Source organism: Quadrisphaera sp. INWT6, assembly GCF_015390235.1.
Lineage (GTDB): Bacteria > Actinomycetota > Actinomycetes > Actinomycetales > Quadrisphaeraceae > Quadrisphaera.
This window is the reverse complement of record NZ_VUOH01000005.1, coordinates 1-17,085: the sequence shown is the minus strand read 5'-3', so window position 1 is coordinate 17,085 and position 17,085 is coordinate 1. Positions and strand designations below refer to the sequence as shown.

The following is a 17,085-nucleotide window of genomic DNA, read 5'->3' as shown; positions in this document are numbered from 1 at the left end:
GGACACCGTCCGCTGGGGCACCCCGGCCTGTGGACGGTTCAGAGGCGCTCGAGGGTGGCCGGGTCGCGCTCGCCGTCGTACCAGCGGTCGAGCACCGCGGCGAAGGACGGCTCCTCCGGGGCCGCCGCCTCGAAGAGGGTGGCGCACGAGCGCAGCTTCACCGCGTCGACGCTGCCGAGCACGCGCACCGGGTCGGGCTCGTCGAGGTCGAGCAGCGCGGCGAAGCACTCGCGCAGCCGGGCGCCGAGCACGGGGTGCGCCAGGTAGGCGCGCGCCTCGTCGGCGCCCGTGAGGCCGTAGTGCTGGCTCGCGGGGCTCAGGCCGAGGCCGCGCACCTGCGGCAGCACGAACCAGATCCAGTGGCCGCGCTTGCGGCCCGCGCGCAGCTCGGCGAGCGCGCCCTCGTAGGTGCCGCCGCCCTGGGCCTCGACGAAGCGCTGCAGTCCGCTGGAGTCCACACCCCCTCCTACCCCTGATCGCGGCGGAAGACCTCGCGCAGGGCGGTGAGCACGAGCGCCACGGCCTCGCGCTCGGCCGCGGTCGCCCGGGCCAGCGCCACCACGCGGCGCTGCAGGCCGCCGGAGGGGTCGGGCAGCGGCCGCACGTCGCACGACGTCGGGCGCAGCGCCCGCATGAGCGGGGTCGCCAGCGTGACGCCGGCTCCGGACTCCGCCAGCGCCAGGGCGACGGCCGTGTCGGTGACGGTGTGCCGCACCACGGGGGCCACGCCGGCGCGGCCGCAGGCCGTGCGCGCCGCGCGCCCGAAGGCCGTGTCGAGGGGCGGGAGCACCCAGTCGGCCTCGCCCAGGACCTCCCGCAGGCGGTCGGGGTCCGACGGCAGGGACCCGGCCCGGCCGACCACCGCGTACTCCTCGCGCAGCAGCTCGGTGACCACCACCCCGGCCACCGGGGGAGCGGGGGAGTCGGGGTGGTCCAGGCCGAGGACGACGTCGAGGCCCGCCACGGCGTCCAGCGCCCGCTCGACGTCGACCTCGACCGCGCGCACGTCGACCCACGGCGCCCGCGCGGCCAGCAGCGCCGCGGTGGGTCCGAAGCCCGCGCTGCCCGCGGACCCGAAGACGCCGAGGGTGACGACGGCGCGGCGGTCGGCCCGCGGCGCCGCGAGCGCGGAGCGGGCGCGCTCGTCGGCCGCCAGCACCTCGCGCGCGCCCGCGAGGAGGAGCAGCCCGTCGTCGGTGAGCTCCACCCGGCGGCCGACGCGCACGAGCAGGGGGCGCCCCGCGGCGGCGGCCAGCGCCGCCATCTGCTGGGACACCGCGCCCGGGGTGAAGCCCAGCTCGGCGGCGGCGGCCGCCATGGTGCCGCCGTCGGCGAGGGCGGCCAGCGTGCGCAGCTGTTCGAGCGTCCAACCCATCAGACCTCCTGACGACAGACCCCAGAGACCGTCGATGGTGCCTGATGGCTCTGCGGGTGCACAGTGGCGCGGTGGAACCCCTCCGGGAGGGGCCGACGCCGCCGTCGGCCCAGGTGGTCGTGGTCGGTGGCGGCGTCATGGGGCTCGCCGCCGCTGACGAGCTGGCGCGCGCCGGCGCCGACGTCCTCCTCCTGGAGCGCGACCGGCTCGGGCGCGGCTCCTCCGCCAAGCCCTTCGGCGGGGTGCGGGGCACCTTCTCCGACCCCGGCAACATCGCCCTCGGCCTGCGCGGCCTGGAGCGGTACGCCGCCCTGCACGAGGCGGTGCCCGGCGGCATCGGGCTCGCGCGCGTCGGCTACCTCTTCTGCGCCCGCACCCACGGGCAGGCCCTCGCCGTCGAGGCCAGCACGGCGCTCCAGCGCTCGATGGGGGCGGAGGTCGACGTCGTCAGCCCCGCCCGCGCGGCCGAGCTGAACCCCCACCTGGACCCGTCCGCGCTGGTGGCGGCCTCGTTCTCGCCCCGCGACGGGTACGCCGAGCCGGGCCGCGTGGTCGCCGCGTGGGCCGCCTCCGCCGCCGAGCGGGGCGCCCGCGTGGTGGAGGGCGCGGAGGTGACGGGCGTCGAGGTGCACGACGACGGCGCCGGCGCGCGCGTCACCGCCGTGAGGTACCGCGCGGGCGGCCCCGGCGGGCCCGAGTGCGAGGTGCGCTGCGAGCACCTGGTCGTCGCGACCGGGGCGTGGTCGGCCCGGGTCGGCGCCCTGGCCGGCGTCGACCTCCCCGTCGAGCCCGTGCGTCGTCAGATCGCCTTCGCGGACGCCCCCGGCGGTGCCCGGGGCTCCGTCGGCGCGGGCGGGCGGCCGCTGCCCTTCACCCTCGACCTGTCGACCACCTTCTACGTGCACGGCTCGCCCGACGGCCTCCTCCTCGGCATCTCCGACCCGGCCCAGGCGCCCGGCTTCGGCCGCGACTACGACGACTCCTGGGTCGCGGCCTTCGACGCCGCCGCAGCCGAGGTGGCGCCGGGCCTGGTCGGGCTGCCGCTGCGCCGTGGCTGGGCGGGCCTGTACGAGAACACCCCCGACCACAACGCCCTCATCGGCGCCTCGCGCGAGGTCGCGGGGCTGGTCTACGCCACCGGCTTCTCGGGCCACGGGTTCCTGCAGGCGCCCGCCGTCGGGGAGGTGGTGCGCGACCTGGTGCTCGGCCGGGAGCCCCTGGTCGACGTCGCCCCGTTCAGCGCGGAGCGCTTCGCGCCCCGGTCCGCAGCACCCCTGCTGCAGGAGGTGCACATCATCTGATGGGCTGGCTGACGGGTCAGGGGAGCGGCGGAGGGGGACGGCGATGACGGCGGTGCTGGTGCGCGCGACGGAGCTGCGCGCGCGCTTCGCGGTGGCGCTCGCGGAGATGTACGGCGCGGAGGTGCCGGCGTACACGACGCTCGTGGAGGTCAGCCGCGCGGTGAACGCCGACGTGGCCGCCGCGCTGTCGCAGCAGGGCGTGGAGGTGGGTCGCTACGGCTCGCTCGAGCGGGTGACGGCGGAGCGGCACGGCGCCATCCGCGTCGGCTCCGAGCGAGAGCTGGAGCAGGTGGGCCGGGTGTTCGCCGCCTTCGGCATGCACCCGGTGGGCTTCTACGACCTGCGCGACGCCTCAGCCTCCTCGGTGCCGGTGGTCTCCACCGCGTTCCGCCCCGCGGACCCGGCGGAGCTGGCCGCGAACCCGTTCCGGGTGTTCACGTCGGTGCTCGCCGTGGACGACGCGCGCTTCTTCGACGCCCCCACCCGCGAGCGCCTGGAGCGCTTCGTCGAGGAGCGGCGCCTCTTCGGCCCCGAGCTGCTGGCCCTGGCCGACCGCGCCGCCGCCGAGGGCGGGCTGCCGCAGGACGAGGCGGAGCAGCTGCTGCGGCTGGCCACCGACGCGTTCCGCCTGTCGACCGAGCCCGTCGACCGCGCCTGGTACGCCCACCTCGAGCGCATCTCGGCGGTCGCGGCCGACATCGGCGGGGTGCCTGCGACGCACATCAACCACCTGACGCCGCGCGTGCTCGACATCGACGACCTCTACCGCCGCATGTCCGAGCGCGGCATCGCGATGATCGACGAGGTGCAGGGCCCGCCCGCCTGGGAGGGCCCCGACGTCCTCCTGCGCCAGACCTCCTTCCGGGCCCTGGCCGAGGAGCGGACCTTCCGCGAGGCCGACGGCTCGGTGGTCACCGGCTCGCTGCGGGTGCGGTTCGGCGAGGTCGAGCAGCGGGGGGTCGCGCTGACCGCCGCCGGGCGCGACCTGTACGACCGGCTCACCGCCGAGGTCGACGCGCGCCGCGCCGCCGGAGACCCGCGCACCCGCGTCGACGTGGCCCGCGAGGTGTGGCGCGAGCACCTGCCGCGCACCGAGGCCGAGATGGTCGTCGCGGGCCTGGCCTGCGGCGAGGTGCGCCTGGTCGACCGGTCCCGCGCTGACGGCCTGACCTCGGTGGCGGAGCTGGTGGCGGCGGGCGCCGTCGTCGTCGACCCGGTGGTCTACGAGGACTTCCTGCCGCGCAGCGCGGCGGGGATCTTCCAGTCCAACCTCTCCGGCGCCGGCACCAAGGACGAGGACGCCGGAGGTGCCGCGTACGACGCCGAGCGGCTCTCGGCGGTCCTCGGGCGGCCCGTGCTCGACCCGGTCGCGCTGGCCACCGACCAGATGCAGCGCTCGCTGGACGCGCTGTCCGCCCAGCTGCGCACGCCCCTGACCCTGCACGCCCCTGACGACTCGAGGAACCCCGCATGACCGCTCTGACCGGAACCATCCCCGCCGCCGGCGCGCTCGCCGCCGACGTCGCCGCCGCCCTCGACGCGCTCGGCGTCGACCGCACCCTGCTCGAGGGCTCCCACGAGTGCCGCTCGCCGATCACCGGCGAGGTCCTCGCGAACACCCCCGAGCACACCGCCGCCGACGTCGACGCCGCGGTGGCCACCGCCGCCGCCGCCTTCCCGGCGTGGCGCGACGTGCCCGCCCCGGTGCGCGGCCAGCTGGTGAAGCGCTGGGGCGAGCTGCTGACCGAGCACAAGGAGCACCTGGCCACCCTGGTGCAGGCCGAGGTCGGCAAGATCCGCTCCGAGGCGCTCGGCGAGGTCCAGGAGATGATCGACATCTGCGACCTGGCCGTCGGCCAGAGCCGCCAGCTGTTCGGCAGGACCCTCCCCTCGGAGCGCCCGGGCCACCGCCTGGCCGAGACCTGGCACCCGCTCGGCGTCGTCGGCGTCATCAGCGCCTTCAACTTCCCGGTGGCCGTCTACGCCTGGAACACCGCCCTCGCGCTGGTCTGCGGCGACACCGTGGTGTGGAAGCCCGCCGAGACCGCCCACCTGTGCGCCCTCGGCACCGACGCCCTGCTGGCCCGCGCCGCGCGCGAGGTCGGGGCCCCCGAGGGGCTGCACGGCGTGGTCCTCGCCGACCGCACCGCAGGTCAGGCGCTGGTCGACGACGAGCGCGTCGCCCTCGTCTCCGCCACCGGCTCGGTGCGCATGGGTCGCGAGGTGGCCCCGCGCGTGGCCGCCCGCTTCGGCCGGGTGCTGCTGGAGCTGGGCGGCAACAACGCCGCCGTCGTGGCGCCCTCGGCGGACCTCGACCTGGCGCTGCGCGGCATCGTCTTCGCCGCCGCCGGCACCGCCGGGCAGCGCTGCACCACCCTGCGCCGGCTGGTCGTGCACCGCTCGATCGCCGACGACCTGGTCAAGCGGATCGCCGCCACCTACGAGGGCCTGCCGATCGGCAGCCCCACCGCCTCCGGCGTGCTCGTCGGCCCCCTGGTCTCGAAGGCCGCCTACGAGGCGCAGCAGGCGGCGCTGGAGCAGGCCGTGGCCGAGGGCGGCGAGGTCGTCGCGGGCGGGCGGCGCGTGCTCGCCGACGAGGCCCCGGGGGCCTACTACGTCGAGCCCGCCGTGGTGCGCATGCCCGCGCAGAGCGCCGTCGTGCAGGAGGAGACCTTCGCGCCGATCGTCTACGTGCTCACCTACGACGCCTTCGACGAGGCGGTCGCCCTCAACAACGGCGTGCGCCAGGGGCTGAGCAGCGCGGTGTTCACGCGCGACCTGGAGGAGGCCGAGCGCTTCCTGTCGGCCGGCGGCTCGGACTGCGGCATCGCCAACGTCAACATCGGGACGTCGGGCGCGGAGATCGGCGGCGCCTTCGGCGGCGAGAAGGAGACGGGCGGCGGGCGCGAGTCCGGGACCGACTCCTGGCAGGCCTACATGCGGCGCGCCACCAACACCGTCAACGCCTCCGGCCAGCTGCCCCTGGCGCAGGGCGTCGAGTTCGGCTGAGAACCCGCCCCCACCAGGTGGTGTGCAGCGAGCCCGATCGGTGTCACACTGGTGGGTGGCGCCGCCGGTACTACCAGCGCGCCGGATACGTACACGAAGATGACGGAGACTGTGGGATGCCCCAGGGCGTAGTGAAGTGGTTCAACGCGGAGAAGGGTTTCGGCTTCATCGAGCCGGACGACGGCGGGCCTGACCTGTTCGTCCACTTCACGGCGATCGCAAGCGGCGGGTTCCGCTCCCTCGACGAGGGCCAGCGGGTCGACTTCAACGAGGGCCGCGGCCAGCGCGGTCCCCAGGCCGAGGACGTGCAGCCCCTGGGCGGCGCCCCCGTGGCCCCCCGCGGTGGCGGCCGTGACGCCGGCCGCGGCGGCCGTGACGGCGGCTTCGGCGGCGGTCGCTCCGCCGCTCCGGCTCCCCAGCGCAGCGGCGGCGCCGCTGGCGAGGGCACCGTGAAGTGGTTCAACGCGGAGAAGGGCTTCGGCTTCATCGAGCCGTCCGACGGCGGCCCCGACGTCTTCGTGCACTTCTCGGCGATCGCCGACAACGGCGGCTACCGCGAGCTGGCCGAGGGCCAGCCCGTCGAGTTCGAGGCGAGCCCGGGCCAGCGCGGCCCCCAGGCCGACTGGGTGCAGGCCATCGGCGCTGCCCCGGCCCCGGCTGCCCGCGCCCCGCGCGAGCCCCGTGGCGGCGGCGAGCGCCCCCGCGGCGGCGGCGGCCCGATCGTGGCCGAGGGCCAGGCGACCGTGAAGTGGTTCAACGCCGAGAAGGGCTTCGGCTTCCTCGAGCCCGACGACGGCGGCCCGGACGTCTTCGTCCACTACTCGGCCATCGCCGAGCAGGGCGGCTACCGCGAGCTGACCGAGGGCCAGCGCGTGGAGTTCCAGGCCAGCCAGGGCCAGCGCGGCCCGCAGGCCGACACCGTCCAGGCCATCTGACCTGACGCACTGACGAGGCCCCGACCGCTCCGGCGGTCGGGGCCTCCGTCGTCCCACCGGTCGCCTGGTGCCGGCCGGGCCGCGTGCTGGCAGGGTGGGACCGTGGTGAGCGCACGAGCCCCCCAGGACGGTCCCGGCAACGGCCCCGCGGTCGGCGTCGTCGTCCGCCCCCAGCAGCCGCCGGAGGCGCTGCGCGAGCACGCCACCACCGCCGAGGAGGCTGGCGCGCACGAGCTGTGGCTCTGGGAGGACTGCTTCTGGGCCGGCGGGCTGACCTCGTCGGCGCTCGCCCTGGCATGGACCTCGCGGATCTCGGTGGGCCTGGGTCTCATGCCCGTGCCGCTGCGCAACGCCGCGCTGACGGCCATGGAGGTGGGTGCGCTCGCCCGCGCCTTCCCAGGGCGGTTCCTGCCCGGCGTCGGGCACGGGGTCCTCGACTGGATGGGGCAGGTCGGCGCCCGCGAGGCCTCGCCCATGACCCTGCTCCGCGAGCACCTCCAGGCGCTGCAGCCGCTGCTGCGCGGGGAGCGCGTCGACGTCGACGGCCGCTACGTGCACCTTGACGGGGTGCAGCTCGACCACCCGCCGCTGGTGGCGCCCCCGCTGCTGGTGGGCGCCCGGGGCCCGAAGACGCTGGCGCTGGCCGGTGAGCACGGTGACGGCGTCGTCCTCGACGCCGGACCGTCGCCGGAGGAGGTCGAGGCCTCGGTCGCCCACACGGGGCGGGGCGGTGACGCCTCCTTCCGCGTCGTCGTCTTCGTGCCGTCCGCCGTGGGTGAGGGGGCTCGCGAGCGCATCGACGTCGAGGCCGACGGGTGGGGCAACCACCGTCCCGCCACGCCCCTGGTGGGGGAGCCCGACGAGGTGACCGCGCTGGTGCGCGCCTACGGGGAGGCCGGAGCGACGTCCGTCGTCCTCCAGCCGGTCGGTGACGGGAGCGACGCCCTCGACGTCGTCAGGCTCGCCGGCGCGGTCGCCCGGATCGTCGAGCACCGCGGGTCAGACGTCTGACCCGGACAGGTGTGGATCTCCGGCGACGGGGTACTGGAGCAGTCGTGAGCGACACGACGCAGAAGACCACGCAGACGTCGACGGCCGTCCCGACGATCGCGCTGAACGACGGCCGGACCATCCCGCAGCTGGGGTTCGGCGTGTTCCAGGTGCCGCCGGAGGACACCGCCGAGGTGACCGGGCGCGCCATCGAGATCGGCTACCGCCACATCGACACCGCCGAGATGTACGGCAACGAGGAGGGCGTCGGCGAGGCCGTGCGCGCCTCCGGGATCGACCGCGACGAGTTCTTCATCACCAGCAAGCTCAACAACGGCTTCCACCGCCCCGACGACGCGCGGAAGGCCTTCGAGGAGACGCTGAGCAAGCTGGGGATGGAGCAGGTCGACCTGTTCCTCATCCACTGGCCGCTGCCGACGCTGTACGACGGCGACTTCCCCGCCACCTGGCGCGTGCTCGAGGAGTTCTACCGCGAGGGCCGCGCCCGCTCCATCGGCGTCTCCAACTTCACGCCGCACCAGCTGCGCCGCCTCGCCCGCGAGACCGAGGTCACCCCGGCCGTGAACCAGGTCGAGGTGCACCCCTACTTCACCAACTCCGAGGTCCGCGAGTACGGCGCCGAGCACCAGATCGCCACCGAGGCGTGGTCGCCGATCGCCCAGGGCAAGGTCCTGGACGACCCGACCATCTCCGAGGTCGCCGAGCGCGTCGGCAAGTCGACCGCGCAGGTCACGCTGCGCTGGCACGTCGAGCGCGGTGACATCGTCTTCCCGAAGTCGGTGACCACCGAGCGCATGCAGGCCAACTTCGAGATCTTCGACTTCGAGCTGGCCGACTCCGACATCGCCGCCATCTCCGCCCTCGACAAGGGCGAGGCCGGCCGCACGGGCCCGAACCCCGAGACCTTCGACTACGTCCCCAGCTGACGGGGCTCGACCGCTGACGAGGGCCGCTCCCACCGCGAGGTGGGGGCGGCCCTCGTCGCGTGCCGGTTCCCCCGTTGGCGCAGGGTGGCCCTGCACCAGGAGGAGTGGCGCAGGGCCACCCTGCGCCAGTCCCGGACTGGCGCAGATCCACCCACCTTGCGGGAGGGGGCGTCTCCTGCCCCGTTCGACCCCGGTCGCTGGAGCTGCCCCGCCGTGCGGGCGCTGGGCGGAACTGCGCCACCACGGAGGTGTCGCGGGGTGGCCCTGCACCAGTGGGAGTGGCGCGGGGCCACCCTGCGCCAGTCGAGGGGGGTCGAGGACGGAGCCCCCCGGTCCTGCCAGCCCGTCAGGCGGGGGAGAGGTCCAGCAGCTGCCAGGTGCGGGCGTGCTGCTCCGCAGCGGCGCCGCACGTCAGGCGCTGCGGGCTCTCGACGTGCCGCTGGTGCACCCGCACCGCCAGACGGCCGGCGCCAGCGCTGCCGGTGCTCCCGGTGCTGGAGGTGCTGCCGGCGCCGTCGAAGACCACCCGCCACGGCGCGTCGCCGTCCTCGCCCTCACGCGCCGCCGACACCGGCACCAGGTCCGCCGCCCCGGTGACGCCCAGCTCCTGGCGGGCCAGCACGTCCGCCGCCTGGACCACCATCGCGTCGCAGCTGCGACCGCGCAGCAGCGACGGCACCACCCGTCCTGCGGCGGTCTCCGCGACCACCGAGGCGGCGTCGTCGACGTCGACCCGGCCGTACGTCCAGCCCGTCGGCAGCGACAGCAGGTTGGCGGCGAACCGGTCTCCGCCCAGGTGGGAGCACTCCCACACCCGCTGGGGCGCGAGCTCGGCCAGCGCCGCGGCCAGCGGCCGGCCGCGGCGGGCGCAGCACCAGTCCTTGCGGCCGTGGGTGCACACGAGCAGCGGGCCGCCGTCGGAGGTGTCGAGGTCGTGCCACCCCTCGCGCGAGCGGGCGGTCTCGACGACGTCGGCGGCCGCACAGCTCCGCGCGAGCACCCGCTCGCGACCGCGCCGCACGGACACCCGCATGAGGACGCGCTGGTCGTCGAAGCCGGGGGCGTTCGACGGCCCGGCGCGCAGCACGCTCGTCCCGGGCCGGCGCACCAGCAGCAGCTTGGCGCCCATCCCCGTCGCGGCTTCCTTGAGCGCGGCGGTCGCTGCGTCGCCGAGCCGCGAGGTGGGCACGCCGCCGGGGCCCCACGGGCCGGGCTCCTCCACCAGCAGGTAGCCGCGGGTGGGGCTGGCGGTCCCCAGCACCGGCTCCGACCGCAGCTGCGACTCCGCGGCGCAGGAGTAGCGGCGGTCAGCGGGGGTGAGCCCCTCGGGCGCGTAGGACGTCGCGAGGAGCTCACCCGGCTGGTCGGACGTCAGCTCAGCCCCTCCGCGGAGCCGCTGGCGGGCACGAGCACCCGCTCGCGCAGCAGGCGCCGCAGCAGCACCTGCGCGTCGTCGAGGTCGATCGCGACACCCGAGCCCGCCACCGACGACGGCGAGGACGGGCCCGCCAGCGCCGCGCGGAGCGCGGGCTCCACCCACCCGGGGAAGCTCACGGTGCGCTGCCCGACGAGGAGCTCCACGCGCTCGCCGGCGGTCCGGACGCGCGTGTGCAGCCCGACCCGCGGGCGCACGGCCTCGTCGGCCCCCAGGGAACGGGCCGCCCGGTCCTGTGAGAGCGGGCCCACGGGCTCCAGCGGCACCGCCTGACGACGGCGCGCGGCGACCACGCGCTCGACGGCGGTGTCGTCGAGCTGCTCCAGCCACGCGAGCGCCGCGCGCCGGAAGGCGGCGACGTCGGTCTCCAGGCCCGTCGGCCCCTCGGCCTCCACGGGCAGCGGCAGGGCGCGGCGCAGCGCGAGGGAGTCCTCGCCACCGCCCTTCCCGGCACTGGTGAGGAGGTCCGTGAGGACGTCCTGCCAGGTGGTGGCCAGCAGGCCCACCGTGAGGTGGATGGAGCGGTCGTCGGTGGTCTGCGCCGAGTGCAGGTACCCGCGCGGCAGGTACAGCGCGTCGCCCGGCTCCAGCACCGTGTCGATGAGGGGCTCGCGCCCGCCCACCGGGTCGGGGCCCAGGTCCTTGCTCGGCTGGGTGCGCAGCGGCAGCTCGACCGCCGGCGGGTGGATGGTCCAGTGCTTGCGGCCGTCGACCTGCAGCACCAGCACGTCGTGGGTGTCGTGGTGGGGCTTGAAGCCCTGCGCGCCGGGCGGGGTGACGTAGACGTTGGTCTGCGTCTGGCAGCCCAGCTCGGCGGCGAGGTCGCGGCAGAAGACCCCCAGGGCCGGCCACACGCGGTGCAGCGCGTTGAGCACGATGGTCGCGCCCTCGGCGTGGTTCTTCGCGATGCCGTCGGGGTCGGGCATGTCGCCCAGGCGCTGGTTGCCCGCGTTGGCGGACCGCGTGTAGCTCGAGCGCGGCAGGCTGACGCCGTCCTTGACCATGGCGAAGAACGGCGTGCGCAGGCCGCGCGGGCCCAGCAGCGCGTCGACGTCGGCGGGGGAGAGGAGGTCGTCGAAGCCGCGCGCCGGTGACGACGCGCGGTCGGCGGCCCGCACCAGCAGCGGCGTGCGGTTCCACTGCTCGGCGGCGAAGCGCTCCGGCGTCGTCTCGAAGCAGCGGGCGAGCGGCGACGGGCCGGCCCCGGTCCCCGAGGGGACCGGGGCCGCCAGCTCGCGCTCGAGCTCAGCCGTCACGTCAGCTGTTCGCCGGGTCCACGCCGGCCGGGTCGGAGCCGGAGGGGTCGACCTGGGTGCTGTCGGAGTCGCCGGCGTCGGCGTCGCCGCCGGAGCCGCCGGCCGGGTCCACGCCGGCCGGGTCGGAGCCGGAGGGGTCGACCTGGGTGCTGTCGGAGTCGCCGGCGTCGGCGTCGCCGCCCGAGCCGCCGGCCGGGTCCACGCCCGCGGGGTCGGAGCCGGAGGGGTCGACCTGGGTGGCGTCGGAGTCGCCGGCGTCGGCGTCGCCGCCGGCACCCGCCGCACCCGTCGTCGTGGTGATGTCGTCGTCGCTGAGGGACATGGGGCCTCCTGCTCGCGGCCGGCCCGCACGGCGGGACCGGGGTCTGACGGACGGACGGACCCGGCGGAGCCGGACGCCCAGAGGTGCGCCGCCATCGTGCACGGCCCCGTCCGGCCCCGCGACCGCTGCCCCCGTGCCGTCCCGGGGGTGCCGCTCAGGACGTGCGCGCCGCCAGCAGCACCACGTCGTCCTCGGGCCGCTCGGGCAGGCACGCCGCCAGCACCGCGTCGAGCAGGTCCTCCAGCGGCGCGCTGGCGTGCTCGACCACCAGGGGGCCGAGGAGCGCCTGCAGGCGCTGCAGGCCCTGGTCGAGGTCGAGGTCGCGGCGCTCGACCAGGCCGTCGGTGTGCAGCAGCAGCACCGCCCCCGGGGGCACCGGCACGACGTGGTCGGAGCGCTCCGCGTGGTCCTCCACCCCGAGCAGCAGCTCAGGGGTGCGCGCCAGGGCGGTGGCCCGCCCGTCGGGCAGCACCAGCAGCGCCGGGGGGTGGCCGGCGTTCGACCATCGCCAGGCCCGCACCCCGTCGGGCCGCGGAGGGCTGAGGACGCCGACGACGGCGCTCGTGGGCGCCGACCGCCCCGGGCGCGCCATGACGGCGTCGACGGCGTGCAGGGTGCGCGAGGGCGGCCCGTCCACGGCGAGGAGGAACGAGCGGAGGCTCCCGCTGACGCGGCCCATGACCGCCGCCGCGGCGACGTCGTGCCCGGCGGCGTCGCCGACCACCAGGGCCAGGCGGCCGCCGTCGAGCGGGACGGCGTCGTGCCAGTCGCCACCCACGTGGTCACCGCGGGCCGCGGGCAGGTACCGGGCTGCCAGCTCGACCCCGGGGCAGCTGGGCAGCGGCTCCAGCAGCGCCCGCTGGAGCACCTCGGCCGCGCTGGTCCGGTCGGCGAGCAGCACCGCGCGCCGCACCGCCTGAGCCGTGTACGCGGCGAACGCCCTGACCACGTCGAGCTCGGGCTCGACGGGGTGCTCGGCGGCCCACCCCACCGTCAGCGACCCGACGACGGCGCCCTCGGCCACCAGCGGCACCACGGCGCCCGAGCGCAGCCCGGAGCGCTCCACGCGCTCAGCCACCTCCGGGAAGGCGGCGCGCACCGCGGTGAGGTCGTCGAAGACCAGCTCGCGCCCCGTGCGGCAGACCCACGGCGCCGGACCGGGGTGGTCCAGGGGCAGGTCGGCCCAGGCCTGCTCGACGTCGGGCCGCAGCTGGGCCCTGGCGATCGTGCGCACCCGCCGGGCCACCGGCTCGAGCACCGAGAGCCCGGCGTAGTCGGCCCCCAGGTGCTCGGTGGCCACCTCGACCACCGTCGCGGCGACCTCGTCGAGCGTGCGCGCCGCGGCCAGGGCGGTGGACACCTCCAGGAGGGTGCGGGTGCGCTCGAGCAGCGCCTCGCGCTCGGCGGCCGCGGCCCGGCGCCGGTCGGCGTCGCGGGCGATGACGAGCACGAGCCCGTCGACCGGCACCGCCTGCAGCTCGTACCAGCGCGGGCCGCCGATGCGCGCCTCCCAGGTGGAGGTCAGGCCGGTGCGCGCGGCGCGCAGCAGGGGCTCGCGGCTGGTCGAGGTGCCGGGCACCGCGTCCCACAGCACCAGCCCGAGCACGGCCTCGGCGTCGACACCGCTCGCGGTCGCGGCGGCGTCGCTGACCCAGAGCACCTCCCACCCCGGGCCCAGGACGGCGACCGGGTCGGGGTGCGCCGCGACGGCGCGCTGCCACCACTCCTCGGGGATGAGCGCCGGGCCCCCGCCGTCGCGGGCCCCGCGGCTCTGACGTGCCACCACGCAGCGATCGAACCACGGCGCGGGGACTCCCCGGGAGCACCCTGGGAGCTGTCCGGGTGCGTCCCTCCCGCTCCCCGGCGGCTCCCCGGCGGCTCCCCGGCGGCTCCCCGGCGGCTCCCCGGCGGCTCCCCGGTGGCTCCCCGGTGGCTGCCGGGCCGCGGGTCACAGGCCGAGCAGGCGCACCCCGGCGTACGCGAGGCCGGCCACGAGCACCCACGAGGTGAGCCCGAGCACGAGGGACCGCCCGCCCGTGCGCACCAGCACGCCCAGCCGGATGCCGGTGCCGAGCGCGTACAGCGCCGCCACCAGCAGCACGGTCTGCACGAGCTGCGCGGCCTCCAGCGCCCCGGCGGGCAGCACGCCCGCCGTCCTCACCCCAGCGGCCACGAGGAAGCCGACCACGAACAGCGGCAGCAGGGGCGTGCGCCGACCCGCGGCCGGGCCGGCGCCGGCGTCCCCGTCGTCCCCGTCGTCCCCGTCGGCACTGGAGCGCAGCGCGGCGCGGCGGGCCGCCAGCCCGACCACCGCCACCAGCGGCGCGAGCACCGCCACGCGCGCCAGCTTGACCACCACGGCGGTCTGCAGGGCGCCGTCGACGCGGCTGGCGGTCGCGACCACCTGCCCGACGTCGTGCACGCTCGCGCCCGTCCAGGCGCCGAACGCCACCGGGTCGAGCCCGAGGGGCCCGCGCAGCGGCGGGAGCACCAGGATCGCCAGGCTCCCGCACAGCGTCACGAGGGCGACGGCGGTGGACACGTCGTCCTTGCGCGCCTTCGACAGCGGCTCCACGGCCGCGATCGCCGACGCCCCGCAGATCGAGAAGCCGGTGGAGACCAGCAGCGACCGCGCGGGGGAGACGCCCAGGGCCCGGCCGAGCAGCAGCGTGCCCGCGAAGGTGGCGACGACGACGCCGACCACCACCGCCAGGCCCTCCCACCCGAGGGCGACTAGCGCCGACAGGGGCAGCTGCAGGCCCAGCAGCACGACGGCCGTCCGCAGCAGCCGCCGGCTCGCGAAGGCGGTGCCGGGGGCCAGCGCCGGGCGCTGGAGGCCGGCGTTCGCGACGAGCAGCCCCAGGACGACGGCGACCGTGGTCGGCCCCAGGCCCGGCACGAGGCGGGAGGCGGTGAAGGCGACGGCGGTGGCGACGGCGGCGGCGAGCAGGCCCGGAGCCAGGTGGCGGGCGGACGCGGCCGCGCCCCGCGCCGTCGGGGCGGTCACGCCCGCGGTCGGCGCCGGCTCAGCACCGAGAGCAGCAGCACGACGGCGAGGACAGCGCCCGCGGCGGCACCGGCCCACGCCGGGCCGGTGAGGAACGCGCCCCCGCCGCCCTTGGCGCCCAGGAAGTAGCCGGTGAAGGCCCCCGCGAAGGTGGCGACGACGCCGACGAGGACCGCGGTGGACGCGGCGGGACCGCGCCGGCCGCGGGCCAGCAGCAGCCCGGCGACCCCCGCGACGGCGCCCAGGACGACCAGCGACGCGACGCCGAGGAGCAGGGGGTGCACGCCGACACGCTAGACGCCCGCCCGGTGCCTCCGCGTTGACACGGGCCGCGCGCCGGGACACGATCGCCCCGACCATCCAGAGCGGCCGAGAGACCTGGCTCGTCGACGCCGCAGCAACCAGCCCCCGCACCGTCGGGACGGCAGGTGCTCCCGCCAGGACCGATGGAGGAGATGAGTTGTGACCGTGACCGCTGCGCGCCCCGCACCCGTCGTCGACCTGCCGGGGGCCTTCCGGACCGTGGCCTCGAGCGCCTGGGTGGTGACCACCCGCTCCCCGGAGCGCCCCGTGGGCTTCACCGCGATCTCGGTGGCCTCGGTGTCGGTGTGCCCGCCGCTGCTGTCGTTCAACGTCTCCCGCACCTCCTCCAGCCTTGACGCGCTGCTGCAGGAGGGCCGCGCCGCCGTGCACCTGCTCTCGGACTCGCAGGAGCACCTCGCGCGGCGCTTCGCGGCCCCGGCGGCCGGGCGCTTCCCCGACGACGGCTCCTGGGAGTGGGACGAGACCGGCCTCCCGCGCCTCCACGGCGCGGTGGCGCGGCTCGCCGGCCCGTTCCACGCCGTCGTCGACGCCGGTGACAGCGTGCTGCTCCTGGTGCGTCCCGAGGTGACCGACGTGGCCGGGGGCACCCCGCTGGTGCACCACGCCCGCGCGTACCCCCGCCTGGTGCAACGCGGAGTCCTGATCGTCAGCCGCCCCGGACCGCTCGAGCGGTCCGGGGCGGCTGACGGCGAGGGCGCTCAGGCCTGCTGCGCGGTGCGCTCCCGCTGCACGGTCTCCAGGTCGACGTCGAAGTCGCCGGTGCCGTCGTCCTCCAGGCCCGTCACCGGGACCGAGCCCGCCGGCGCGGACGACCCGCCGGACAGCGTGGCGAGCATCTGGCGCACGTTGGCCAGCTGGGCGTTGATGCTGTCGCGCCGGGCCGTGGCGGCGGCGAGCTCGCGGTCCGACTCCGCGCGCACCGCGGCGGCGCGGTCGCGGGCGTCCACCACCAGCTCGTCGGCCTCGCGGCGGGCGTCGGAGAGCACCTGCTCGGCCCGGGCCGCGGCCTCCGCGTCGGCGGCGTCGGCGCGGTCGCGGGCCTGCGCCACGAGCCGCTCCACGCGCTCCAGCTCCTCGGTGCGCTCGCGGTGCAGCTCCTGGGCCTCCACCTCCGTGCGGTGGCGACGGGTGGCCAGCGCGAGCTCGAAGTCGGTGGCGGCCTGGGCGGAGCGCGCCCGGGCGTCCTCCCAGGCTGCGGCCGACTCCTCGCGCAGCGCCGCGGCCTCGCGCTCGGCGGCGTCCACGAGGTCCTCGGCGCGCCGGCGCGCGTCCGCCAGGACCCGCTCGGCCTCGGCGCGGGCGTCCGAGCGCACCGCCTCGTCGTACCGGTCGGCGTCGGCGCGCACGAGCCTCGCGCGGGCGTCGGCCTCGCCGCGCAGCGCCTCGGCGTCGGCGTGCGCGCGGGCGAGGAGGTCGAGCGCCTCCTCCTCGGTCAGCGAGAGGATCTGCGCCACGCGGTGGCCGAGGTCGGCGTAGCTGGGGGCGGTCGCCTCCGGGCTGACCAGCTGCGCGGCGTCCTCGGCGGCCCGCTCGGCCAGGCTCTGCTCGAGGGCCCGGACCTGGAACGCGAGGTCCGCGGAGGCGGCGCGCTCCTCCTCCAGGGCGGCGGCCAGGTCGGTCACGTGGCGGTCGACCTGGGCGGGGTCGTACCCGCGCAGGACGGAGCGGAACGGTCCGGGGTCGGACATGGTGCCTCCGGTGGCGGCGGGCTCGCGGCCCGGTCGGCTGCGGTCGGCAGCAGTCTGGTGCACCGGGACGCGACCGCGCGCGGGCGGAGGGTCCCCGGCTCGGGGGACTTCCCACCCGCGCGAGCGGTCAGCGGGGCCGCGGACCGCCAGCGCCAGGACGGCGCCAGGACGGCCCCGGGGTGTCAGCGGGGGCGGCGCAGCCACTCGTCGTCGGAGCCGGCCAGGTCGTGCTGGCGCACACGGGTCGGGCCGCGGGGACGACCGGCGCCGTGGCCCGCACGCGGGAGGCGTCGACCGGCTGCAGGGGCTGCAGGGGCTGGCTGGTGGAGCGGCGACCGGGCACGGCCAGGGCGTCGACGATGCCCGACAGCTGCCCGAGCTCGGCGGCGGCGGCCTCGCGCTGGCGGGTCAGCTCGGCGACCTCCTGGGCGAGGCGGTCGCGCTCGGCGCGGGCCGCGGTCCGCTCGCGGTCGGCCTCGGCGCGGGCCTGCAGCAC

The 17,085-nt window shown here is 77.1% G+C and carries 15 protein-coding genes, 2 pseudogenes and 1 riboswitch; of the genes and pseudogenes, 7 read left to right on the top strand and 10 right to left on the bottom strand.

The genetic code is table 11. The features are described from left to right. Positions 1–38: 38 nt before the first annotated feature. Positions 39–458 (bottom strand): DUF1810 domain-containing protein, encoded by a 420-nt coding sequence (locus F1641_RS15000; RefSeq protein WP_194907003.1) that lies wholly within the window; start codon positions 456–458, stop codon positions 39–41. An 8-nt stretch (positions 459–466) separates the two neighbouring features. Then, entirely contained in the window at positions 467–1,375 is a 909-nt protein-coding gene (locus tag F1641_RS14995; protein ID WP_194907001.1) for a LysR family transcriptional regulator, read from the bottom strand. A gap of 71 nt (positions 1,376–1,446) precedes the next feature. Here F1641_RS14995 and F1641_RS14990 point away from each other — a divergent pair, with 71 nt between their 5' ends. The 6 genes from F1641_RS14990 (at position 1,447) to F1641_RS14965 (ending at position 8,557) form a co-directional block, all read left to right on the top strand. After that, on the top strand, positions 1,447–2,676 hold the full coding sequence (locus F1641_RS14990) for an FAD-binding oxidoreductase (protein WP_309225634.1): 1,230 nt from the start codon (positions 1,447–1,449) through the stop codon (positions 2,674–2,676). A 43-nt stretch (positions 2,677–2,719) separates the two neighbouring features. Further along, entirely contained in the window at positions 2,720–4,150 is a 1,431-nt protein-coding gene (locus tag F1641_RS14985) for a VOC family protein (protein WP_194906997.1), read from the top strand. Further along, a complete protein-coding gene (locus F1641_RS14980) occupies positions 4,147–5,685 on the top strand; it encodes an aldehyde dehydrogenase family protein (protein WP_194906995.1) in 1,539 nt (512 codons plus the stop codon). Before F1641_RS14985 ends, F1641_RS14980 begins: the two co-directional genes overlap by 4 nt. A gap of 116 nt (positions 5,686–5,801) precedes the next feature. Further along, positions 5,802–6,620, top strand: coding sequence for a cold shock domain-containing protein (locus F1641_RS23975; RefSeq protein ID WP_194906992.1), 819 nt, complete (start codon positions 5,802–5,804; stop codon positions 6,618–6,620). A 105-nt stretch (positions 6,621–6,725) separates the two neighbouring features. Next, positions 6,726–7,631, top strand: a complete 906-nt coding sequence (locus tag F1641_RS14970; protein ID WP_194906990.1) for an LLM class flavin-dependent oxidoreductase — start codon at positions 6,726–6,728, stop codon at positions 7,629–7,631. A gap of 44 nt (positions 7,632–7,675) precedes the next feature. Beyond that, positions 7,676–8,557: an aldo/keto reductase gene (locus tag F1641_RS14965; RefSeq protein WP_194906989.1), complete on the top strand. Its 882-nt coding sequence runs from the start codon at positions 7,676–7,678 to the stop codon at positions 8,555–8,557. Between the two features lie 346 nt (positions 8,558–8,903). On the opposite strand, the gene F1641_RS14960 is transcribed toward F1641_RS14965, so the two are convergent. From F1641_RS14960 to F1641_RS21880, 6 genes are all read right to left on the bottom strand, one after another. Then, the gene (locus F1641_RS14960; RefSeq protein WP_194906988.1) at positions 8,904–9,818 is read right to left on the bottom strand and encodes a sucrase ferredoxin; all 915 of its coding nucleotides are present in this window, start codon (positions 9,816–9,818) and stop codon (positions 8,904–8,906) included. Positions 9,819–9,928: 110 nt separating this feature from the next. Then, a complete protein-coding gene (locus F1641_RS14955; RefSeq protein WP_194906986.1) occupies positions 9,929–11,248 on the bottom strand; it encodes a JmjC domain-containing protein in 1,320 nt (439 codons plus the stop codon). Position 11,249: 1 nt separating this feature from the next. After that, positions 11,250–11,570, bottom strand: a complete 321-nt coding sequence (locus F1641_RS14950) for a BatC protein (protein WP_194906984.1) — start codon at positions 11,568–11,570, stop codon at positions 11,250–11,252. A 154-nt stretch (positions 11,571–11,724) separates the two neighbouring features. Beyond that, positions 11,725–13,356, bottom strand: a complete 1,632-nt coding sequence (locus tag F1641_RS23400; protein ID WP_194906983.1) for a SpoIIE family protein phosphatase — start codon at positions 13,354–13,356, stop codon at positions 11,725–11,727. A 162-nt stretch (positions 13,357–13,518) separates the two neighbouring features. Further along, positions 13,519–14,577 (bottom strand): putative sulfate exporter family transporter, encoded by a 1,059-nt coding sequence (locus F1641_RS14940; RefSeq protein ID WP_309225633.1) that lies wholly within the window; start codon positions 14,575–14,577, stop codon positions 13,519–13,521. Then, positions 14,574–14,861 (bottom strand): hypothetical protein, encoded by a 288-nt coding sequence (locus F1641_RS21880; protein WP_255514879.1) that lies wholly within the window; start codon positions 14,859–14,861, stop codon positions 14,574–14,576. Before F1641_RS21880 ends, F1641_RS14940 begins: the two co-directional genes overlap by 4 nt. A 69-nt stretch (positions 14,862–14,930) precedes the next feature. After that, positions 14,931–15,030, top strand: a riboswitch (SAM riboswitch). 9 nt (positions 15,031–15,039) lie between these two features. On the opposite strand from F1641_RS21880, the pseudogene F1641_RS23970 reads away from it, so the two are divergent. Continuing rightward, a pseudogene (locus F1641_RS23970) lies at positions 15,040–15,510 on the top strand (flavin reductase family protein); the annotation flags it as partial. Between the two features lie 89 nt (positions 15,511–15,599). On the opposite strand, the gene F1641_RS21875 reads toward F1641_RS23970, so the two are convergent. Both F1641_RS21875 and F1641_RS14930 read right to left on the bottom strand, forming a co-directional pair. Next, complete coding sequence (locus F1641_RS21875; RefSeq protein WP_255514878.1) at positions 15,600–16,589, bottom strand: hypothetical protein; 990 nt, start codon at positions 16,587–16,589, stop codon at positions 15,600–15,602. Between the two features lie 127 nt (positions 16,590–16,716). Further along, positions 16,717–17,085: pseudogene (locus F1641_RS14930) on the bottom strand (hypothetical protein); the annotation flags it as partial.

Excerpts from the sequence above, each read along its gene's own strand:
- F1641_RS14995 (WP_194907001.1), bottom strand. The coding sequence starts at position 1,375 with ATGGGTTGGACGCTCGAACAGCTGCGCACGCTGGCCGCCCTCGCCGAC.
- F1641_RS14985 (WP_194906997.1), top strand. The coding sequence starts at position 2,720 with ATGACGGCGGTGCTGGTGCGCGCGACGGAGCTGCGCGCGCGCTTCGCG.
- F1641_RS14980 (WP_194906995.1), top strand. The coding sequence starts at position 4,147 with ATGACCGCTCTGACCGGAACCATCCCCGCCGCCGGCGCGCTCGCCGCC.
- F1641_RS23975 (WP_194906992.1), top strand. The coding sequence starts at position 5,802 with ATGCCCCAGGGCGTAGTGAAGTGGTTCAACGCGGAGAAGGGTTTCGGC.
- F1641_RS14950 (WP_194906984.1), bottom strand. The coding sequence starts at position 11,570 with ATGTCCCTCAGCGACGACGACATCACCACGACGACGGGTGCGGCGGGT.
- F1641_RS21875 (WP_255514878.1), bottom strand. The coding sequence starts at position 16,589 with ATGTCCGACCCCGGACCGTTCCGCTCCGTCCTGCGCGGGTACGACCCC.